The 18757-nt window shown below is 51.3% G+C and carries 5 protein-coding genes; all 5 read right to left on the bottom strand.

The window, feature by feature from the left end; all coding sequences use genetic code 11:
• Nucleotides 1-76: 76 nt before the first annotated feature.
• The 5 genes from SH449x_RS24905 to SH449x_RS24885 all read right to left on the bottom strand — a co-directional run bounded on the left by SH449x_RS24905 (nt 77) and on the right by SH449x_RS24885 (nt 18517).
• Nucleotides 77-2770, bottom strand: a complete 2694-nt coding sequence (locus SH449x_RS24905) for a VWA domain-containing protein (RefSeq protein ID WP_482378783.1) — start codon at nt 2768-2770, stop codon at nt 77-79.
• Nucleotides 2770-4779 carry a vWA domain-containing protein gene (locus tag SH449x_RS24900; protein ID WP_482378782.1) on the bottom strand — a complete coding sequence of 670 codons (2010 nt, stop codon included), beginning with the start codon at nt 4777-4779 and terminating at the stop codon, nt 2770-2772. The genes SH449x_RS24905 and SH449x_RS24900 overlap by 1 nt, the downstream gene beginning before the upstream one ends.
• A gap of 1 nt (nt 4780) precedes the next feature.
• Nucleotides 4781-5656 (bottom strand): DUF58 domain-containing protein, encoded by an 876-nt coding sequence (locus SH449x_RS24895; RefSeq protein WP_482378781.1) that lies wholly within the window; start codon nt 5654-5656, stop codon nt 4781-4783.
• A gap of 15 nt (nt 5657-5671) precedes the next feature.
• Nucleotides 5672-6679, bottom strand: coding sequence for an AAA family ATPase (locus SH449x_RS24890; RefSeq protein ID WP_482378780.1), 1008 nt, complete (start codon nt 6677-6679; stop codon nt 5672-5674).
• A 201-nt stretch (nt 6680-6880) separates the two neighbouring features.
• Nucleotides 6881-18517, bottom strand: coding sequence for a DUF1583 domain-containing protein (locus SH449x_RS24885; protein WP_482378779.1), 11637 nt, complete (start codon nt 18515-18517; stop codon nt 6881-6883).
• Nucleotides 18518-18757: the final 240 nt, after the last annotated feature.

Below are 18757 nucleotides of genomic sequence, written 5' to 3'. Positions count from 1 at the left end.
AACCAAACGTTATCGCTCAAGTATACAGGCCCGAGAATCAGCATGGTACAGACTATTGAAATGCTAAACCGTACCTCTAAAGCAAAGTCAAGCGACGGAGTGCCACATCGATGACTAACATAGTGCAAGCAAAAGCGAGTAGCCACGGCCAAAGCGGTTGCGGACGTGTTGCTGTGCGGCCATCTCCTTGAAGCAAGGATGCCGACTCGACTTGATAACGACCACCAGATACGGTTGCCAACTCCCTTAACCACTCTTCATTGGTGGGGCGAATTCGTAACTCGTCACTATAACCTCGGATCAAACCTCGCGATTGCCTATAAGTAACTTGACCATCCTGTTTGACGGCAATGTCGACGTGGTATGCTCCTGGATCAGAAACTTGGATGGACGTAGCATAGCGTCCAGGGGCTGCTTGCTCGATCTTTCTGGTCTCTCGTTTCATCTGTGGGCCGATGACGCTCAATTCCACTTCGGCTTGATTCAAGAAACCGCCTAATTCGTTGGCGACATCGATCGACCAGCTCGAATCATTTCCTCTGCGGTCCACCGCGATGGATATGCCTCTCCCGTCACTCTTTCGCATGGTCTGTCTGACCACCTGCGTCCAAAATTTCCCATAACCCGACCAAGTCATCCATTCCGCAGCCCAACGTGACTTCGCATCCGAAGTAAACGCGACCGACATCCCTAACCCGTAACGCCACCAAGCGAGGAGTGGATCCCCCTTCTCGGTAGCCAGGATCACTTCGCTGGTGGGCTTGGGACGAGTCATGACATACCCCAGAAGAAAAGGGGCAGTATCCATATCGATGTCCGACAATGCCATCGTGGCTCGTATGACTTGTGGCACAAAAGGCTGCTCATCGATGGCAGACTTGCTAGCCGTAACCGTTTCCTTAGCGAAGATCTGAGGCACTTGGGCCGGATCCGCCGTGAAGTAGTATCGTCCCTTTCCGACCTTGGCAATCTGCTCTAGCATCTCGGTATCGGAACCATCCCCCACAGCAACCGTGGATACAGTCATCTTGGCTGAAACCATCTGTTGGGTGATTCCCTCAAAGTCACCGGGATTGGAAATACCATCCGTCAAAAAGATGGCGTGCTTGAGCCGCGTCTGTGTTCGTTGCAAAATCTCGAAGGCTTGTTCCATGGCGGGATACATATTTGTTCCTCCCGCCGATTCGATCCGCAAAATATCGTCGATGATTTTCGACTTATTAGCAGCAGATTGCATCTCGCTCACCACGTAGGTTTCGTGATCGAATGCCAACACGCCAACCTGGTCACGCTTCCCCAGTAATTCGACTGCTGCCTTGGCTGCCGACTTGGCCATTTCAATCCGATCCCCTTCCATGGAGCCAGACCGATCGATGACGAGCATGATCCCCAGCGACGGCTTCTCTTTTTCCTTTTCGAAGTCGCTTCTTACGGGCAGTATGTCCTCCAAAGTCGATTTGTAGTATCCACCTAGACCAAAGGATTGCTCTCCACCGAGCATAATAAAGCCGCCGCCGAGCTCCTGGACCCACGTCCTGGCGAGCTGCATCTGTTGCTGTGTGAGAGCGGTCGCTGGCACATTGGAAAGGATAAGCGTTTCATAGTTTTGTAAATCCGCCAACGTTTCCGGCATGCCTTGCGGGGGCCTAACATCAACCTGGATACCTTCGTCCTCGAGAGCGTAGGCGAACTCGCGAATCAAGCTTGGATCGCTTTCAATCACAAGAACGCGAGGTTTACCCGATGCGTAAACAAGCCCGGCTGTGGTATTGTTATCCAACAACGTATCACTCGCTAAATCGGAGATGCGTGCTTGGAACACGGCCAATCTTTCCCGGTCGACCGACTGTTGAAATCGAAAGCGATTCTCACCAGTCTTGATCTTTTTTCGTTCGCTGAGCACCTTGTGATCGCCTCGGTAAACATCGATGACTCCCTCGTCATCATGATTGGATTGCACAACCACCTCGACCATGAATGGTTCTCCCTCGCGCACCTCAGCCGGGACGTTTACCTCGGCGACTTGCACCTCTGGATCGGTCGGGGTCGGCAAGGGAACGGTAGATATGGGAATCCGGCTTTGCCCCGCAATGGAAAGACCATCACCTAGCGTTTCGTTTCCATCCGAAAGCAATACGATATGAGGGACATACCCTGGAGGGACATACCCCGAAGCGGATTGGATGGCAGCCGCAATGTCGGTATCGCGACGATAATTTTTCTCAGCCGAATCCGATGAGGGAATCGGCACTTCCAATTCATTTTCTACAAGCGAGATTGGATTCGGTGCATTCGATTGTTCGGACTCGGTCTTTGGTTTCCCTTTGTCGAGCGAATCATCTCCGAGCGATACCTCTTCGCTTTTTCCGGTGGACACGGCATCTTGCTGCTTTAGCCATATCTTGCCATCGCTAATCGCACCGGGGGTCGACGCAAAAGGCAGCACGGCGACGCGATGCGACCCCGGTTCCTTGAGAATAGCATCCACAAAACGCTTGGTCGCCTCGGAGCCATCGTCGCTGACACTCTGACTCTCATCAGCGAGCACAACAACAAAAGCCTCTTCGGTCGTTCGAAGCCAATGTAGACCTGCTATGGCGAGCACAACCGCTCCGATCATCAGCCCACGTACTACCAACGATGCGATTCGCTGGGATCTTGAAAAATCGGCCAAACTGACGCGATAAAACCAATAGATCACTAACAAAGTAGGGACGATGAGCAGGAGCAACCAAGGGCGTATGAATTCGATCGGTATCACATCGGACATTAGGCGAGCACCCTTCTTTGATACATTCCCCACTCGATGACTAACAAAAGGCCTATGCACAAAGCCAAGTAGAACCAGATGGGATAGGATAGCCAGGATGAGACCACAGCCTGTGTCGAGGTTTGGCTAGTTTCATCCGGGTTTCTAAGGTCGGTTTCGCTGGGGCTGCTTAAGTTTACGGCGAATCGTTCGGCTAGCTTGCCTTCGCGACCGAGAGTTTCCTGCGATGGCCCCCCCTCCCCGAGTTTCTGATTCTTCGAGTAGGCATCGGAATCGGCTTTCCATTCGTACAATTCCCATACACCAATCTGCTTGAGCGGCCCGATCGTCTTACCTGACTGTCGCTCTACCAAACCACGTGGTGATACGAGCCACAAGTGCGATGGTTCCTCGGAATTGGAAATGGAGTCGGCATCGGAATCGGAACCGGTCTGCGTGCCTACACCGATGCTAGCCGTACTCCCACCGGAGAGTGACAAGCTTAACTCGCCACTTTGATTGGAAAACCATGCGATCGCATTGCTGGCGAGGATAGGAAAAACCGTTCGAAAGGCCAGATCGCTCTCTTCGAGGTTCACCCCTAATACAATCGTTCTCCTGTCCCCGTTCTGCACCAAAGAAAAAATCGAATCCCCCTCAACCGATGAAGCTAGCGATTTTACCCCCTCACTCAAAAAGCTTACCTTCTTGGTGTTGGGGAACAGAACGTTGTCCAAGCGGACGTGGGTCATCAGCGGAGAGTCTTTGTCTTGCTCCGTCACAAGCGGACTATCGATGAGCCCATCGACTTTGAACAAACTGCAATCGGATTCGGGATCGATGATCAACAAGGGATTCGGAGGCAGATCTGTCGGTATTAACTTGTGGAGAACGATGATTGAATTCGCTGGCCACTCGGCAGGAAGCTCCTTTGTGACACTTACGGAAACCAACGGATTGGCTTCGAATACTTTTTGTAAAAACAGATTGCCGGGTGAGACGATGAGAACGGGTTGGATCGTTCGAGATGGAAGAATCGCCCAAGCGTGATCGTCAACGGATAGTTGATTAGCAGTCGAAATTCCATCGTCAGCAACATCATCGAATTTTGCCAGGGTGGCTTTCAAGACACCTCCCTCGAGCGAGGTTTTCTCAAGAGTCCGAGACCACGTTTCATTCGGCTGGAGTTTGAGTGGCAAGATATCGACGGGGCGTTCTCCTAGTTCAATCTCAAGGCGGCAGTTCACCGGTTGGTCTGACGCGTTCATCACGTGGACGAGAATCTCATAACCGACCGCATCGACCATGCTGCGACGCGTTTGAAATTGCGTAATTCCCACATTGCCAGCGTTCGTCCCAAAGGAGCGGTACTGGACTGAGTCCCGCGATGGATCTGTCTGATCTGTCTGATCTGTCTGATCTGTCTGATCTGTCTGATCTGTCTGATCTGTCTGATCTGTGAAAACCAACACCTGACCGTTTGGCGAGTCGCCGATTAGCTGCTTAGCGAGGGCAATCGCTGCATCCAGAGACGCATGACTATCGACCGGTTCCAAACCATCGATCGCGCGCCTGAGCGACGGAACGTGATTCCCCATCCCGAGGACGACCTCCGGTCTCGCTCCAGCCGTCAGGACCGCCACGCTGTCCCGCTCCCGCACGCCATCCAAGACTCGCTGTGCCGCTTGTTGGGCCGCTGCGAATCGTGACGGCTGAATGTCAGTAGCCTTCATGCTGGCCGAAACGTCCATAATCAGAACAATGCGCCGCGCCGACGCGTTTTGCCAGGACAGAATAGGATCGGCGATTGCCAATATGAGAAACGCCAGAATCAGAAGTTGTGCGAGTAAGGAAAGCCAGTGTCTGAGGTTTTGCCAAAGGGACTTTGGTGGCTTTTCCTCGAATATTTGATTCCAGAATAGATTCGTGGAGACGGGGACCCGTCTCAAACGAACCTTCAAAATGTAAAGAACCACCACGGGTATGGCGATCGCGGCGAGCAGTAGAGCGATTGGCATGCCTAGTGTCATGTTAACCTCTCATCGCTGCGGAACGCATCATACTCATAACCAGATCGTCAAACGGAACGATTGACGGGGACTGTGTGCAGCTCAATCCGTAGTTGCGGCAGTAGTCTCGAATCGAGGTTTGATGATCCTCAAAGAGCTGTTTGTAACGTCGGAGCATCTTTTCATTGATCGTCACCATGCGAATAGAGCCATTCTCGACATCCTCCAGTTCCGCATCACCAAGCAATTTCGGATCTGCTTCCTTGGGATCGTGCAATTGTAATACGTGCGATTCGAATCGACGGGACCGCAACTGGTCAAAGCCTCGAGCATAGCCATTTGCGTCGAACAAATCGCTTAGCACGACCACTAATCCGTTTCGCGTTCCTCGGTGCAGCAAGCCTTGAACTGCCTTAGAAAGATTTGTATCGGTGCCAACAGTGGAGAGGGATTCCAGATATCGCATGAGCGCGAGTATTCTCGCCTTTCCTCTCGTCACAGGAAACTCCGAGATGATATCGTTCGCATATGCCACTACTGCGATGCGATCCAGATCGGCCAAGGCGATATAAGCTAACGCCGCTGTGAGTTGCCGCGCAAGATCAAATTTGGGAGGGCTGCCGAACCCCATGCTGCGAGAACAGTCCACCATGAGATAGACATGAAGATCCTGCTCTTCTTGAAAACGCTTTAGCAATAGATCACCATGCCGTGCGTAGACATTCCAATCGAGATAACGGAGATCGTCTCCCAGCGCGTACTCGCGGTGATCGGAAAACTCGATCCCCGAGCCCAATTGCATGGAGCGGCGTTGTGCAAGGAGCGAGCCTCGAAAGACCCGCTTTGACATGATCGAGAGATACTCGAGCTTCGTCAAAAAGTCTGGTGGAAATAACATAGGTGCAGGGGCGTGTTATGCTGCGATCGCAGAGTCGGGAATATTAGGAAGAATTTGATCGATGACTTCATCGGAAGTCATCCCCTCTGCTTGCCCCTCAAAATTGAGAATCATGCGATGTCTGAGGACCGGTTTGGCCATGAGTTGTAGATCTTCGCGGGCAACGTGGTAGCGTGAATCGAGAATGGCTCGAATTTTGGCACCCAGAATGAGAGACTGTAAACCGCGTGGACTGGATCCATAGCGGACGTACTTCTTGGTAGCGTTGGTCGCAAGAGCCTGATCGGGGTGGGTTGCCATGACGATTCCGATACCATACCGTCTGATCTCTGGCGCGATCGGGATTTGGCGGGCGAGGTGGGACATCGCCAAAATGCGTTCCCCCGTAATGACCGGCGATGCTTGCGTCTTTGTCGTTTCAGTCGTGCGATCAAGAATCATCTCGAGATCACTCATCGACGGATACTTGACCAGCAGTTTGCAGAAAAAGCGATCGAGTTGGGCTTCGGGGAGAGGATAGGTGCCTTCCATTTCTAGCGGGTTTTGCGTCGCCATGACGAAGAAGGGCTCCGACAATTTATGCGTTACCCCCGCGACTGTAACGGAATGCTCTTGCATGGCTTCGAGCAGCGCGGATTGAGTCTTGGGAGTCGCGCGGTTGATTTCATCGGCGAGCAGAACATTCGCGAAAATAGGACCTTTTTGAAACTCGAAGAATTTGCGACCGTTTTCTCCTTCGGCAATAACTTGCGTCCCGATCAAATCTGCGGGCATGAGATCGGGTGTAAATTGAATGCGATGGAATTTTAGTTCGATGGCTTCGGCAAGCGTCCTAACAGTCAGAGTTTTCCCCAGTCCGGGAACCCCTTCCAGGAGCACATGTCCTCCCGCAATGAGCGCGATAAGCGTGTCGTCCAAAATCTCAAGTTGACCGACGATAACTTTGGAGACTTCCGCACGAAGTGTTTGGAAGTCTTGTCGGAACTGGTCAAGCTGCTGCTTCAAGGAATCATCGATGGTCATTGGAAACTTTCTTGGAAATGGTTGATTGGTTTGATAAGTATTGACATGTTTTGTGTACCCTCCCCGCTTCGTCGTTCCTCCTCAGCGACCCTCCCAAAGGGAGGGTGAATTAATTTAATCGCAGCGTCGCCCCCCCCTAATTCACCCTCCCTTTGGGAGGGTCGAGCGAAGCGAGGGGAGGGTAAGGGACCGGTCAACTGTTTATGGCTTCGCATCCGGCAGCGCCAAAACCTGCTCCGACAACGGCGGCAGTGACTTGGGCCATTCGCCACGATAGGTCATGTTTCTAAATCGGACTTGTGTCCCTCCAAATCCCAACATGCCGATGTGGCGTTTCTCTGGAGGATCAGTGATGGAAACCGTTGCCACGACTTCATCGTTGACTGCAATCGACAGTTCGTCTCCTTGGAGTTCCAATCGGACTCGGTTCCATTGACCCGATTTCCATTCAATCGGCTTCGAAGCAGACTCGACCGGGGGAGCGACACCAGTGGGCAAACTGCTATTCTTGTCTGGTAGAAATCCAATCCTATGAATCTTCAAACCGTCTTTGTTCAGCAAGAACGCTTGACCACCAATCGCAGGGTGAACCTCGGTGTTTTCGTCAGACCAGCACTCATACTCCACGACACCATCTTCCAACATTGGCCTTAAGTAACGAATGTAACTCTCGGAATTGGGGGAATTGGAGTAGGCATTACCAATCACCTCCCCGTTGCGAAACATCCAATTTCCGCCTCGATCCTCATCGTTGGTGATCGATTGGCCACCTAAGCTGCCATCCCACGCCTCGTACCCAATGGGGCTGGTCAGAATTAACTCATCTGGGATGGTGGGAGTACCAACGATCCGGAGGTTGTCTACTTCACCACGGAAATCAGGGTAAGCGGCCTCTAGCATCAACCATGGAGAAGAACTCTCTGCCATCGCATGTTCATAGATTTTCACATCGTTGGTGTAGGTCACAATCTCGTTCTTGTTGACAACGATTCGGAAGCGAGCTCGTCCACGCTCGCGGAATCCGGGAACGTCTAAAGTATCGCCCCAGTCCACAACATTTGATCGACTCGAAACCGACACCTTCGACAAATCGTACTTGGGTTCCGCCGCGTGCATCGCGTACATGATGGCGATCTCTTGGCGATCCCAGGTGGTACGTTCTGCGAGTATCTCAAATTGGCCAGTCAGCGGCGACTGAAAGATGAGGGGACTCGATTGGTCCGAACCATAGTGAACCGTCTTGCCAGGAGTTACTACCCATGTTGAAGACTCATTGCTGCGCCCTCCGTTGTTGCCATGCCTCAAGTTGCCAATATCGAGCTTAGTCCACTGCTTCGTCGGAGTATGTTTGGCCACTATCGATTCTGAATCAGCCATGAATTGCAGATCACCGGCTAAACGCTTCACCCATTTTATTAGTGTTGGATTCGAGGTTCGTGATCGCTCCTCTCGATCGAGTTCCTCGATTCGCTCTACTATTTTTTTGCTTAGACCACGAAGGCTCGGGGGGGATGCAGCGCGCCATGCCACCACAAAGTCGGCCGCTTGTTCCAGATGACGAAATAGATCTACGTCGTCTTGCAGCATTTCTTGGATGTAGCTTTCCAATCCCTGTCGAGCGATCTTTTCATCCGACGACTCGATCGCTAATAAACAACGCAATGCACCTAACACGCGTTTTGCCCCCGGATTCCTAATCTGGAATTCGGCGATTGCTTGGAGGACGTCGTCCGTCCTGTTTTGCTTGTAAGCTAATTTAGCTAACTCTACCGCTACACAATCTAGCTGTACGAAATTTCGGAGTCTTTCTGGGGCTGCTAAACTGCTCGTCGGTGATAGCTCTAATACTTCGAAACTCAACCGTGGGTATTTTCCATTCGTGGGTAAAACCAATGCGAGAAGTTCGAAGACGCTCGCGTCGTTGTCCATCTCAACCGCTTTCCGCCAATCGATCGGTGCAATGGTATTCGAAACAGTAGGTGCGGAGCGGTCCTGGACATCAGCGACAACGCGTTGTTTGTTGGATGCATTCCAGCTTTCAACTAACTCCTCAGAGACGTTGCTAGGCCATGCCCCTGAAAGAACGACATTACGAATCAAACACTCTTGATGCTTATAACGGAAGAAGCCAAATTGAGTCGACATGTCTGTATCTACAGGCAATGAGTACACAAGCTCATCATTAATGATCAAGTCGATTTTTCCCTCCGAATAGGTAAGTGAGACTTGGTTCCATTCCTCTTCGCGAATCGGTAGTCTGTCGGTGGTCATTTTGCTTGGTTTCAGTTGAAACATACTTTCTGCATTCAAACCAAAAAGAATGTTCGCATCATTGTCCGAATCGATGTAATGTAGGTACAGCCCGTCGGGCTTCAAAACCAAAGCAACGTTCCCGATCGTGGGATGGGCGACCATTTCCTCTTTTTTGGAAAAAAATTCGTATCGAAATGTTTCTCCTGAAGCGAGTGGTCGACCATATTGCAACCAGCTTTGTTGCGGCGTGGAACCAGATTTCGAGGTTTTTCTCGCCTTGAGATTACCATCTTCAACAAGCCAGTCGAACGGTGGTTGCTGAGTGGAAGAGATCTCTCCTGGATTGCGAAAGTATCGCGGATTTCGCTTCTCAAACTCGATCCGCTCTGTAGTGCGTCGCGGTATTCTCTGAGATTCATTGAATGCCGTCGAACTCCATCCTTCCATAGTATCCCCAGCAATGAGACGCACTTCCGACGGAATCGTCGGATTACCCTCAATCCGAAGATTGCGCCAGGGCATGATCTCATTGCTGATTTCTAATGCGAGCCACGGCGACGTGCCCCAGGTCGTCTCTTTGGTAATTTCAAGACCGTCTATACGGATGGTAAATTCGCCACTCTCTACCTGAATCTCTATCCGACCTGATCGTGAGATAGTTGAGTAACGTGGGATGAAGGCAAGTAAACCGCTCGAGTCAGTTAACACACCGTTCTGCGGAGAGAGCCGTGCACTAGCAAACTCAAAAGTGGAAACAGTCTTAGGTGTATCCCAAGAAATCGTGAAGTCACCTGTTATTGGGTAACGAAGCCACGCCCCCCCCGTCGAAGCCGGCAGGGGTGAATACCATCGATCGGCAACTGATGCGTTTCTATTCGGGCGGATTTGACGGATCCAATGTTCGTCATCGGCGTTGAAATTCTCGACAAAGGTTTGATCTACACCTATCAATTTTCGGAGCTTGGTAGCTTCTTGAAGGTAGCCATGCTTTCGGCAGTAGCTAGCCAGAATCGCATGTCCATCACTTAGCAAAATGGCTAATTGGCTCTGATCTGGATTCTTTTTACGCTCATAATGATCCAGGATCCGCTTGTTAACGAGCTCTGCAACCTCAGAATCTCTTTTCTCTTCAATCGTGATTAGATCTAGTAGTAGTTGAGAAGCAGAATCGGAATCGGATGCTTGTGATAACTTTTCGACTTCCTTCTTCAGATTCACCAGTTGGTTGGCTTCCACGGCCGCAACAACCAGTTCGGTTAGATTCGAATGGACGCCGGGTTCGATTTCATGACGGGCCAACGCTGCCCCTCTTTGGGAAAGGTCTGTGATCGCAGCAGGCACATGGAGGGGACTGACGACATCAAAAACCATTCGAACGAATCCTCGATCCGAATTGGGCATCGTCCAATCTCGCCATACTTGATATCGCTCCGCAGATTCAAGCGATCTGTGCGATCGAATCAAGTACTCCATCACACGGCCAACACCGACCTGGGACGTTCTGTACTGATAGTCGATTGGCAGATCTACTGATCTTCCGATCAAATCCATCGTGTAGTCGAGTAAATCGAGCTCAGATGTTCGTTGCGCGATACGTCGCAGATCGTCACGCAACAGCGACGCTCCGTAACCAGCGTTTGAATATCGCGAGTGAGAACGCGTTCGCGACTGTAAGATTGATTCAAAGTTTTGCTGCACTCCTTGCAGATCCCCACTTTCGATTAGATACCTGTTAAGTCGAGCAACTAAATCCGCCTGTGGCGATTTTGTACGTTGAGATGATGAGAAGAGGTCATCATTGTTCAAGGTAGCCGACGTTAGTTGGGATGTAACAAGTCGCTTTAGTAGTGGTAGCGCATCATTCCGAAGATCTGATTTTTCGCAAGCTCGCAACGCTAACAAGCCACGAATCTGAATCGATGTAGAGTTGTAAAGCTTTTCGGATTCTGCAATTAACTGCTCAATGATACTTTTTGCAGTAGCTTGGTCTCCTTTTTCGATTGCGATTAACGCTAATAGTACGTCTTTGGAAAGAAGATTAGTCCCGCTCGCAATGCGTCCCATTACCTGCTTTCTCAGGAAGTCAAGTTTGTTGGACTTGGCTGCTACTCGAACGAGCGAGGATGCGAGCGACTCTTCGCGACCTTCTTCGACTGCTTTTCCATTTACGAAAAGGCGAACCTCTTCCGGCCGATTGGCGGGTAACACGACCAATCGAAGCGCATCAAATAGATCCACCGGCGTATCTTCGATTTGATCCCAGAAAGCCAGTGCACCTTGCAGAGTATTCTGAACTTCCTTTTCGATCGGATCTTCCTTAGTCGAGTCATTACCGCTACGGACGATCACGGGAGAGCGTTGAGAATCAACCGGACTCATGTTGGGGTCAGAAACAGGCATCCCCCCGCGAAGCGACATTCCCAAAGCTCTGGCTGCTAACTCCATGTCTCCATATTTTGCGGCCATATTATGAACCGACATGACAATACGAAACTGCGATATGGTCAACGCAGGCACGAACTCTACAGAGGAATCGGGTTTGACGACATCCGCTGGCCCCGTCCTTTCGCCTTGGGATATGGATGATTTTGTGTTGTTAGATGTTGCTCGGTGGAGCAATTCCTTCCAATTTTTTGTTGCTTGTTCCAATAGATTTTGCTGCGCTTGCACACTCGCGAGCTCTAGAAGGACCTCGCATTGTTCACCCCGGTTTAACATCCTTTCACTCGCCTCCACGGCGAGATCAGCAGCTTTCAAAGCCAATTCTCGACATGAGGCATGAGACCTATAGGGACGGATATTCTGTACAACTTCTTTCGATTCCGATTCGGATATACTGGAACTAGCGTTATCCTTCAGGATCTCCCGAGCTACCAACCATATACGAGTCACTGTTTTCGCTTGTTCGCGTTGGCGATTGTTGGGTCGGCGACCCTCAGCAATGGGTTCGAGTTTTGCCAACTCGAGAATTTTCGATAATTCCTCGGCTAGCACATCTCCTTCGCAATCCTGCTCTATCATCCATAGAGCTTTCGTTAGGCGGACCTCAATATCCCCGGGCCGACTCTCCGCCAAAATGGCGAGTCGATCCGCAATCACAGATTGAGTTTCAGGTTTCTTTGCCGCACGTTTGAGAACCGATATCAGCTCGCTTTGCATCTTTGGAACAGAGGCCGACTTCTCATCAGGATTTTTGGAAGCCGCAGGATTATCGAGCTTCACCATTAGGTCGAGGCGACCGCTCTCAGGCAGAAGGCGGTCCAGTGCCAAGGGTAGAGTCTGGTCTGAGAATGCTTTGGTCGCTCGACTAAGTACGCTTGACCATTCCGATTTTATGTACATTGTATCGCCATAGAACCGTTCTAATGCACCGGAGTCAAGCTCATTTTCTATAGCTTTAGCAGCCAAGTAGGAGTCGACTGGATAACCCAGGTTAAGGTAAAGCCTGGACATCCCGATTCCACCTTGAACGCGCTGATAGACTTCGTAGTCCGAATCGTTGTAGGATGCGATCCTAATAGCAGCCTTTTTTTGAATGTCATCTAATCGCTCTTTGACATATTTTTTCTCCACCTCGCGATCGCTAACTAATTTGGCCAAAGCGGAAATCGGAGAATACGTTAGATCGCTCATTCCACGACTGCCCTGACGCAGGTCGGCCTCTTTCAGTAGACGGATCGCAAGTTCTTTGGCAGAGTTATCAGAGGCTAATTGCAACCCTAGGAACCAACATGCTTCATAAGGCATGTCAGTCCATGTCGATTCGTCCTCTAGCAGGGTTTGTATTCTGTTTAGCCCATTTTCTTTGTTCTTTAAACTCATCTCCAATAGGCCCAGCATTATGTGCCCCGCAAGCCAATTCGGATTCTTTTGCGTTTGCAGCTCAATGGAGCTTCTGATTTCTGCGGTTCGAGCAGGGTTGTTCCTAGCCATGTTGATCAGACTGGAAAAAACAACCTCAACACTATCCTCGCTGTAGCTAAGAATTTGGTCCAAACCTGACCAAGGATTCGAAGCAGCCCCCGACGTAGCCCCGGCAGTGACACTGCGTTTCACCAGCTCGAACACGCGATCGTTCCTTAGCAGCGACGGATTGTCGACTAAGTTTCGGATCAAGTTCGAGCGAGAATTCGGTTGCGATTCATGGATGCGCTCGATCAGACCAATCATTCCTTCGGCATTAGTTGGATTTTGCTGCAAGGCATTGCTGACCATGTTGATTAGTCCCCATGAATTGCGGAAACGTCGCAGGTCCTGGGACGCAAGCTTGGCAAATAACTCACCTTGTCTCTTTGCCTGTGAGAACGCTCGCTGCACTTCATAGTATTCGTCGGTAATCCAAGAGGGCTGAGCGTCCATGATTCGTAAGTACTGATCACATGCCTCACTGTATTTCCCCATAGCGGAAAGATTGCTAGCCAAATTCCACCGTAGAACATGCGATTCGGGTCGCAAGTTCAGCGCTTTGGCCAAATACTCATCTGCATCGCGTTTCTGGTTAGTGGCCATCGAAAACTCGATAAGCTGTTCCAATGTATGAACAGAATCGGGTGACCGATCAAGCTTCTCCTTGAGTTGCTCCAATAACTTCTTTAATGCACCGGACCGAACAAGCTGTTGCACCGCTGCTTGCCGTTGACTGTTCTCAGAAGTTTGAATTCGTGGAGAATAAGAATTGGCAGTATTTCGTGCTGCTGAGTACGGGGACGTCGTTTTTCGCAAGATGGCCATCGCTGTCTGGTTTGCATTCTCGATTTTACCCTGCGATTGATATAGATTCATTAGCGATAACAGACTCGATGGTTGGCGTGCCGACGTTCGTTCCATCCTGCTCATTATCGCGTCCGCTTGTGCATCCATCCCCAACCTCCGCATTTGTGGAACGAGCTGCATCTGCATGTCGCTCGTCAATCGAAGCCCGAATAATCGCTCGGCAGCCTGTCTAGCTCGATCAGTATCCCCGACTCGTTCTGCCAATCTCAAGGCCGCACTCTCCCTAAGAATGAGTCGGCTTTGATCTCGCGGTGCGATCTGGTTGACGATGGCTAGTGCATCTTCGAACTCATTTCTGGACTCTAACAACCAGATCCAACGGAACTGCATAGCAGCATCCTGCGGACGATCCACCATAATTCGTGCCACTAGGTTCATAGCACCATCTTGATCGTCACCCCACCAGTGAATTGCCGCCAAGCACCACTTCCAGAAGACGGAGGTTTCCCATTTTGACTCACCGAGCGTCCGGAGCTTCAAAAGCATGTCCTCGCTAACGCTATTCTTCTGCAATACGCCGAATACTTGTCGGAGCAAAGTGATTGTAGTCGTATCTAGCTCAGTCGTTGCAGGAGGAAAAGTCACGAGCACGCCCTCGGTGGTCTTCCCGTAGTAAATAGGAATATTGAAGTTGCTCGAAGAGGGATTGGAATTGAGTTGAGTATTGTTCGCTACCGAGGAAACGGCTGCCACTCTGACCCGGAATTGGCTTTCTGCTTCCGCGATTTCCAGTATGTTTGCCAACAACTGAAGCACCCTCTCGTTTTCTTCTTCGCTACCGAGTTGGCCAATCCACTGTTGTAAGAAATTTACTGCCGTCGATAACGGGAGCGGTTTCGATTGCGTGTTGCGGCCGCGATTGGCAACTACTGGCCGTTCGGCAATCTCTTTCAGTGCTGCCACTCGCCACTTTTCAATTGCGTTCGGAATCTCGTCTGTACGTTCCTCGCTGCGGAGAGTAGTCAGCACGGCGATCCAATCGCTGGCCGTCTTTGCAGACTTCAACTGCTCTTGAATGATCTGTTCGATTCGCTCCGTCTTTCCTGCGAAGCGATACTCCTCCATTAGTAGCGTTTGGAATCCGCCTGAATTGCGAAAAACTCCGGGCAGGGGCTGATAGCCCGAGCCAACTAGCACGTAAGCTTGGCCATTGTTGTCGTAAGCGATATTCGGACCATACAACGCTTCCAGATCCTGATCCTTGGTCTTTGCATTCACATTATCGAAGCACACCTGCATGAATTCCAAGTCGGCATCGCTGAGCGGTGTGCGTTTCGGAAGCGTATTGCTGTTGGATCGCGAGTTGTTGGCTACTGTTTCGCGGGTCCGAAGGGATTGCAAGAAAAATCGCTTTTCCTCGAGATCGCCGTTGGCTGCCATCTTCTTGGACAATGCAAAAGTCGATGGGTAGTCATTCTTGAGCACACAAATGTAAAGCCAATCCAGGACGGCTCGGGGCGAGGGGACTTCTGCAAAAGCACTCTCCTTGATCGAGTCCGCAAAGCTTACTATTGCGTTACTAGTACCGTCCCCAGAACTACCTGCGGGACCATCCGCAGCTTCTCTCTTAGAATTGAGCGATGCTTCTTGTTCCAAACGCAACATCCATCCCAAAGCGGCCATGCGCGCCAATCCGTATGATTCCGGAGTCCAGACTGTTGGCGGGGAATTGCTATAGTAATCCTCCACAATCAATCCTACCGCCGTGCGAACTACAGCAGCCCTATTCGCCATCTGGAGCGCTGACTCTCTCACAGGCATCGTCGTCGCGATACCACGCAGATTGTCCGAGCGAGCTTTCTCCTGAGCCTGCTTCATCTTGGCCGCAGCAGCTCGACCGAGCGTGTCATGCGGCAGTGGTAGTGCAAGGATTTGTTCAAAACGTGATTTCGCTTCCTCGTTGTTCTTTAAGCCTTGCCAACAAACTCCGTACCGATAGAGAAGCTCCCAGTCGTCCCGTTGCCTCTCCAGCATCGGTTCCATGACCCGCAACGCGGTATCGTAGTTGCCGGAGTTCAACAGAGCATCGAGCGATCGCAACTGCCGAACCGGATCCTCCTCCGACATAATCAGCTTGGCATAAATCTCGCGAGCCTCCTCCATCTCACCTGCTCGCAGCAGCATGCTGGCAAGAGGCGATTCGGTTTCATCGCCTGGTGCTAGGGCAACCAGTTGACGCTGGTAATTGATGGCGGCATCCATATCGGCATCATCTTGGCAAAGCTTCGCCAATTGGTTCAGCAAATTTGTGTCACGAGTGTTTTCACTAAGCAGCCCTTCCAATTCCTTGCGAGCTTCCGCGATATCTCCCAAAGTCTGCCAAGCTTGCGCGATCGATATCGTAACTCCACGTCGATTGTCTTCTTCCTGTCGCTCCCGCTCAAGTCGCTCAAAGAGTTTGTCGATCTGATTGAGCTGCGAATATAAAGGTACGAGCTTGGTGACCATCGAGGATTTGTCAGACAGTTCCTCAGACTTTTCATAGGCCCGCCAATAGAGTTCAATCGCCTCATCCGTTCGCATCTGTTCCGACAACGCTGTTCCCAAGGCCATCATAAGGCTCGGTTCATTCGGATTGATCCGGATTGCCTTTCGAAGAGCTTGCAACCCTTCGTCGGTTTCGCCGAGTCGGAAACAGGTCTGCGCGTAAAACTCGTAGCTCTCTGTCTTCGAGGGTGCCGATACAATCAACTGTTTAGCGGCCTCGAGCGCTTGCTCTTTGCGTCCCATCTGCGTTTCCAGACGAGTGACACTCGTCCAGTGGTCGCTGACTGAGCGACGATCCACCTGCGTCAGTTTGCGGAACAAATCGGCTGCACGACCAAAGTCTCCTGCGTTCTCCGCTATGCGGGCGGCGGCTGTGAATGCCAGAATCGACTGAGGATCCTTTTCCATCGCTTTGTCAATGGCTGAAGCGGCCTCCTCCCATTGACGCTGACTTTCTCGGTAGCGAGCCAATCGATACCAATCTCGCGAGGTGGTTTCGGCATCTGCTAGGAACCTAGCCTCCATCGCTTCTGCTTCGGCGTCGAGCTGTTGACTTGATTGAAGCACGTTAATTCGCGTATTCAGAACTGACTCTCGCTCATCATCGTTCGCAACCAGTTTCTCGGCTTGTTCGACCAGCTTTAACGCACCGTCAAAACGGGCCGCTTTGTTGTGGTACTCTGCTCCCTTTAGAACCAGCGTGAATTCCTTGGGATCCAACTCGATCGATTCCGCGATCTTGTCGCAAGCCTCGTCGCTGAATCCGAAGCTATTGTAAATCTCCGCTAAGCGAGCCAGGTTAATGGCATTGCGTCTTTCGCCCGCTGCGATCGCTTGCCAAACGGCTCTCGCCTCTTCCGCTCGCTTTTGAATATGCAAAAACTCCCCCAAATACTCCCGGTACTGCGGCTCCGAAGGTGCCAACTCAATCGCGCGACGGTAGAGGCCCTCGGCTTCCTCCGGCATCTGGTTTTGTCGGCAAAGATCGGCTACTTGCGATACCAGCACTGCATCTTTTGGGTTCGGCTCCAAGATCCGATTCCAGATGGCCAGGGCTTTCTTTCGTCGTTCTGGCTCGGGCGTCTCCTTGTTGCGAAGGATCATCTTGCCCCAGTCGCGGAGATAGTCGGTATTCCCCGGAGAAGCATTGATGAGTTGCTCGAATTGCTTGGCAGCTTCTTCAAAGCGTTTGTCTTCGGCCAAGAGGTCGATGTACGTTTTGCGAATGTCAGGCCGCTTCGGAGCTAGGGTCAAGGCTTTGTTCAGCCACTCGGCGGCTTCCGGGTTGCGAGCCGATTGTTTAAGAAAGCGTGCGAGGCGGTTCATGGCCTCGATGTCTTGCGGGTGAGTTTCTAGCCAAGACTGATAGTAAGCGACCAATCCGTCTTGATCGCCGGATCGTAAAAAGCAATCATCGATTCTGCGTCGCACGTCGCGGTAGAGCCAACCCTCGGGATTTAGGTCCTCGAGCAATTTTTCCAACCGAGCGATGCCGCCGGTTTTGTTCCCTTGTTTGACGACCGTTTCTGCGGCGGAGATCGCAAAGCTGGTGCGTCGGTAATCGTCCTTGGTAATCGCAGCTAGCTTCTCGAATCGCGGTAGCGCCTCAGCAAACTGATTCTCTTCCGAGAGAGTGATCGCAATCTGTTCGAGAACTCGCGCGTCATCTGGATAGAGTTCCTCTAGCCTCTTCCAAACCTTCATTGCTTCGTCTGTTCGCTGCGCGCGTTGATGAAGTCGACCGAGTTGCTGAAAGATTTCGAGTTGGTCGGCTCGTTGCGGTTTGCGTTGCAGAGCTCGTTCAAAGGACTCGACCGCTGCATTGCCATCACCGATGCGTATTTGGGCTTGGCCGAGATAATAGGCGGGAAGCGGATCGTTGGTCCGAATTGATTCGGCTTTGGTCAAGGCCTCGACAGCATCAGCATCGTTACCACGTTGATACTCGAGCATTCCGAGGATCATCCAGTGCTCATCCTTTGCGTTGGCAGCGTTGGCTTGCTTCTTCAAATCCGCTACGAACTTATCCAACGTCCCGAACTCAACATGATGCCCGTAAACCCGATCAAACGCGGTCCCACGACGCGGGTTCTTTTCCAGCACGGTCACGAATCTGGCGACCGCTTCTACCTGTCTGCGTTCCTCTTCGGTGATCTCGTCGTCATCGGGGGCATCATCGTCCGTGTCTTGGACGCTGGCAGGCAGAGGTTCCGCGAAAACAGGGTTCGGCGGAATGGCGAAAAGTACAAGATACCCGGCCAGACAGAACGGGACGGCAATCCCTATCGTGAGTTTAAGCCAGGATATATAGCGATAAGCGGACATTTGTAGGGCTCCATTTGTCTCATCTTGGACGGGGCGATCAGCAGATGAAATCCACGTAGGGACGATCTTACGTAGTGGACGAGGCAACGAGGCCATCACGATCTAGGACTCGTTGCCTCGTCCACTACCCGGCAATCTAGGACTCGTTGCCTCGTCCACTACGGGAAATATTTTCTGCGTTCGCCTTAAAAAAGGAGCACTTAATGTAACACGTTTCCGCGCAGATTTCACTAAATCTAT

Origin of the sequence: Brakhagea baltica (assembly GCF_052161605.1) — a bacterium.
In the GTDB taxonomy this organism is placed as follows: Bacteria; Planctomycetota; Planctomycetia; order Pirellulales; family Pirellulaceae; genus JBKCUI01.
This window is presented reverse-complemented; position numbering and strand designations above follow the sequence as displayed.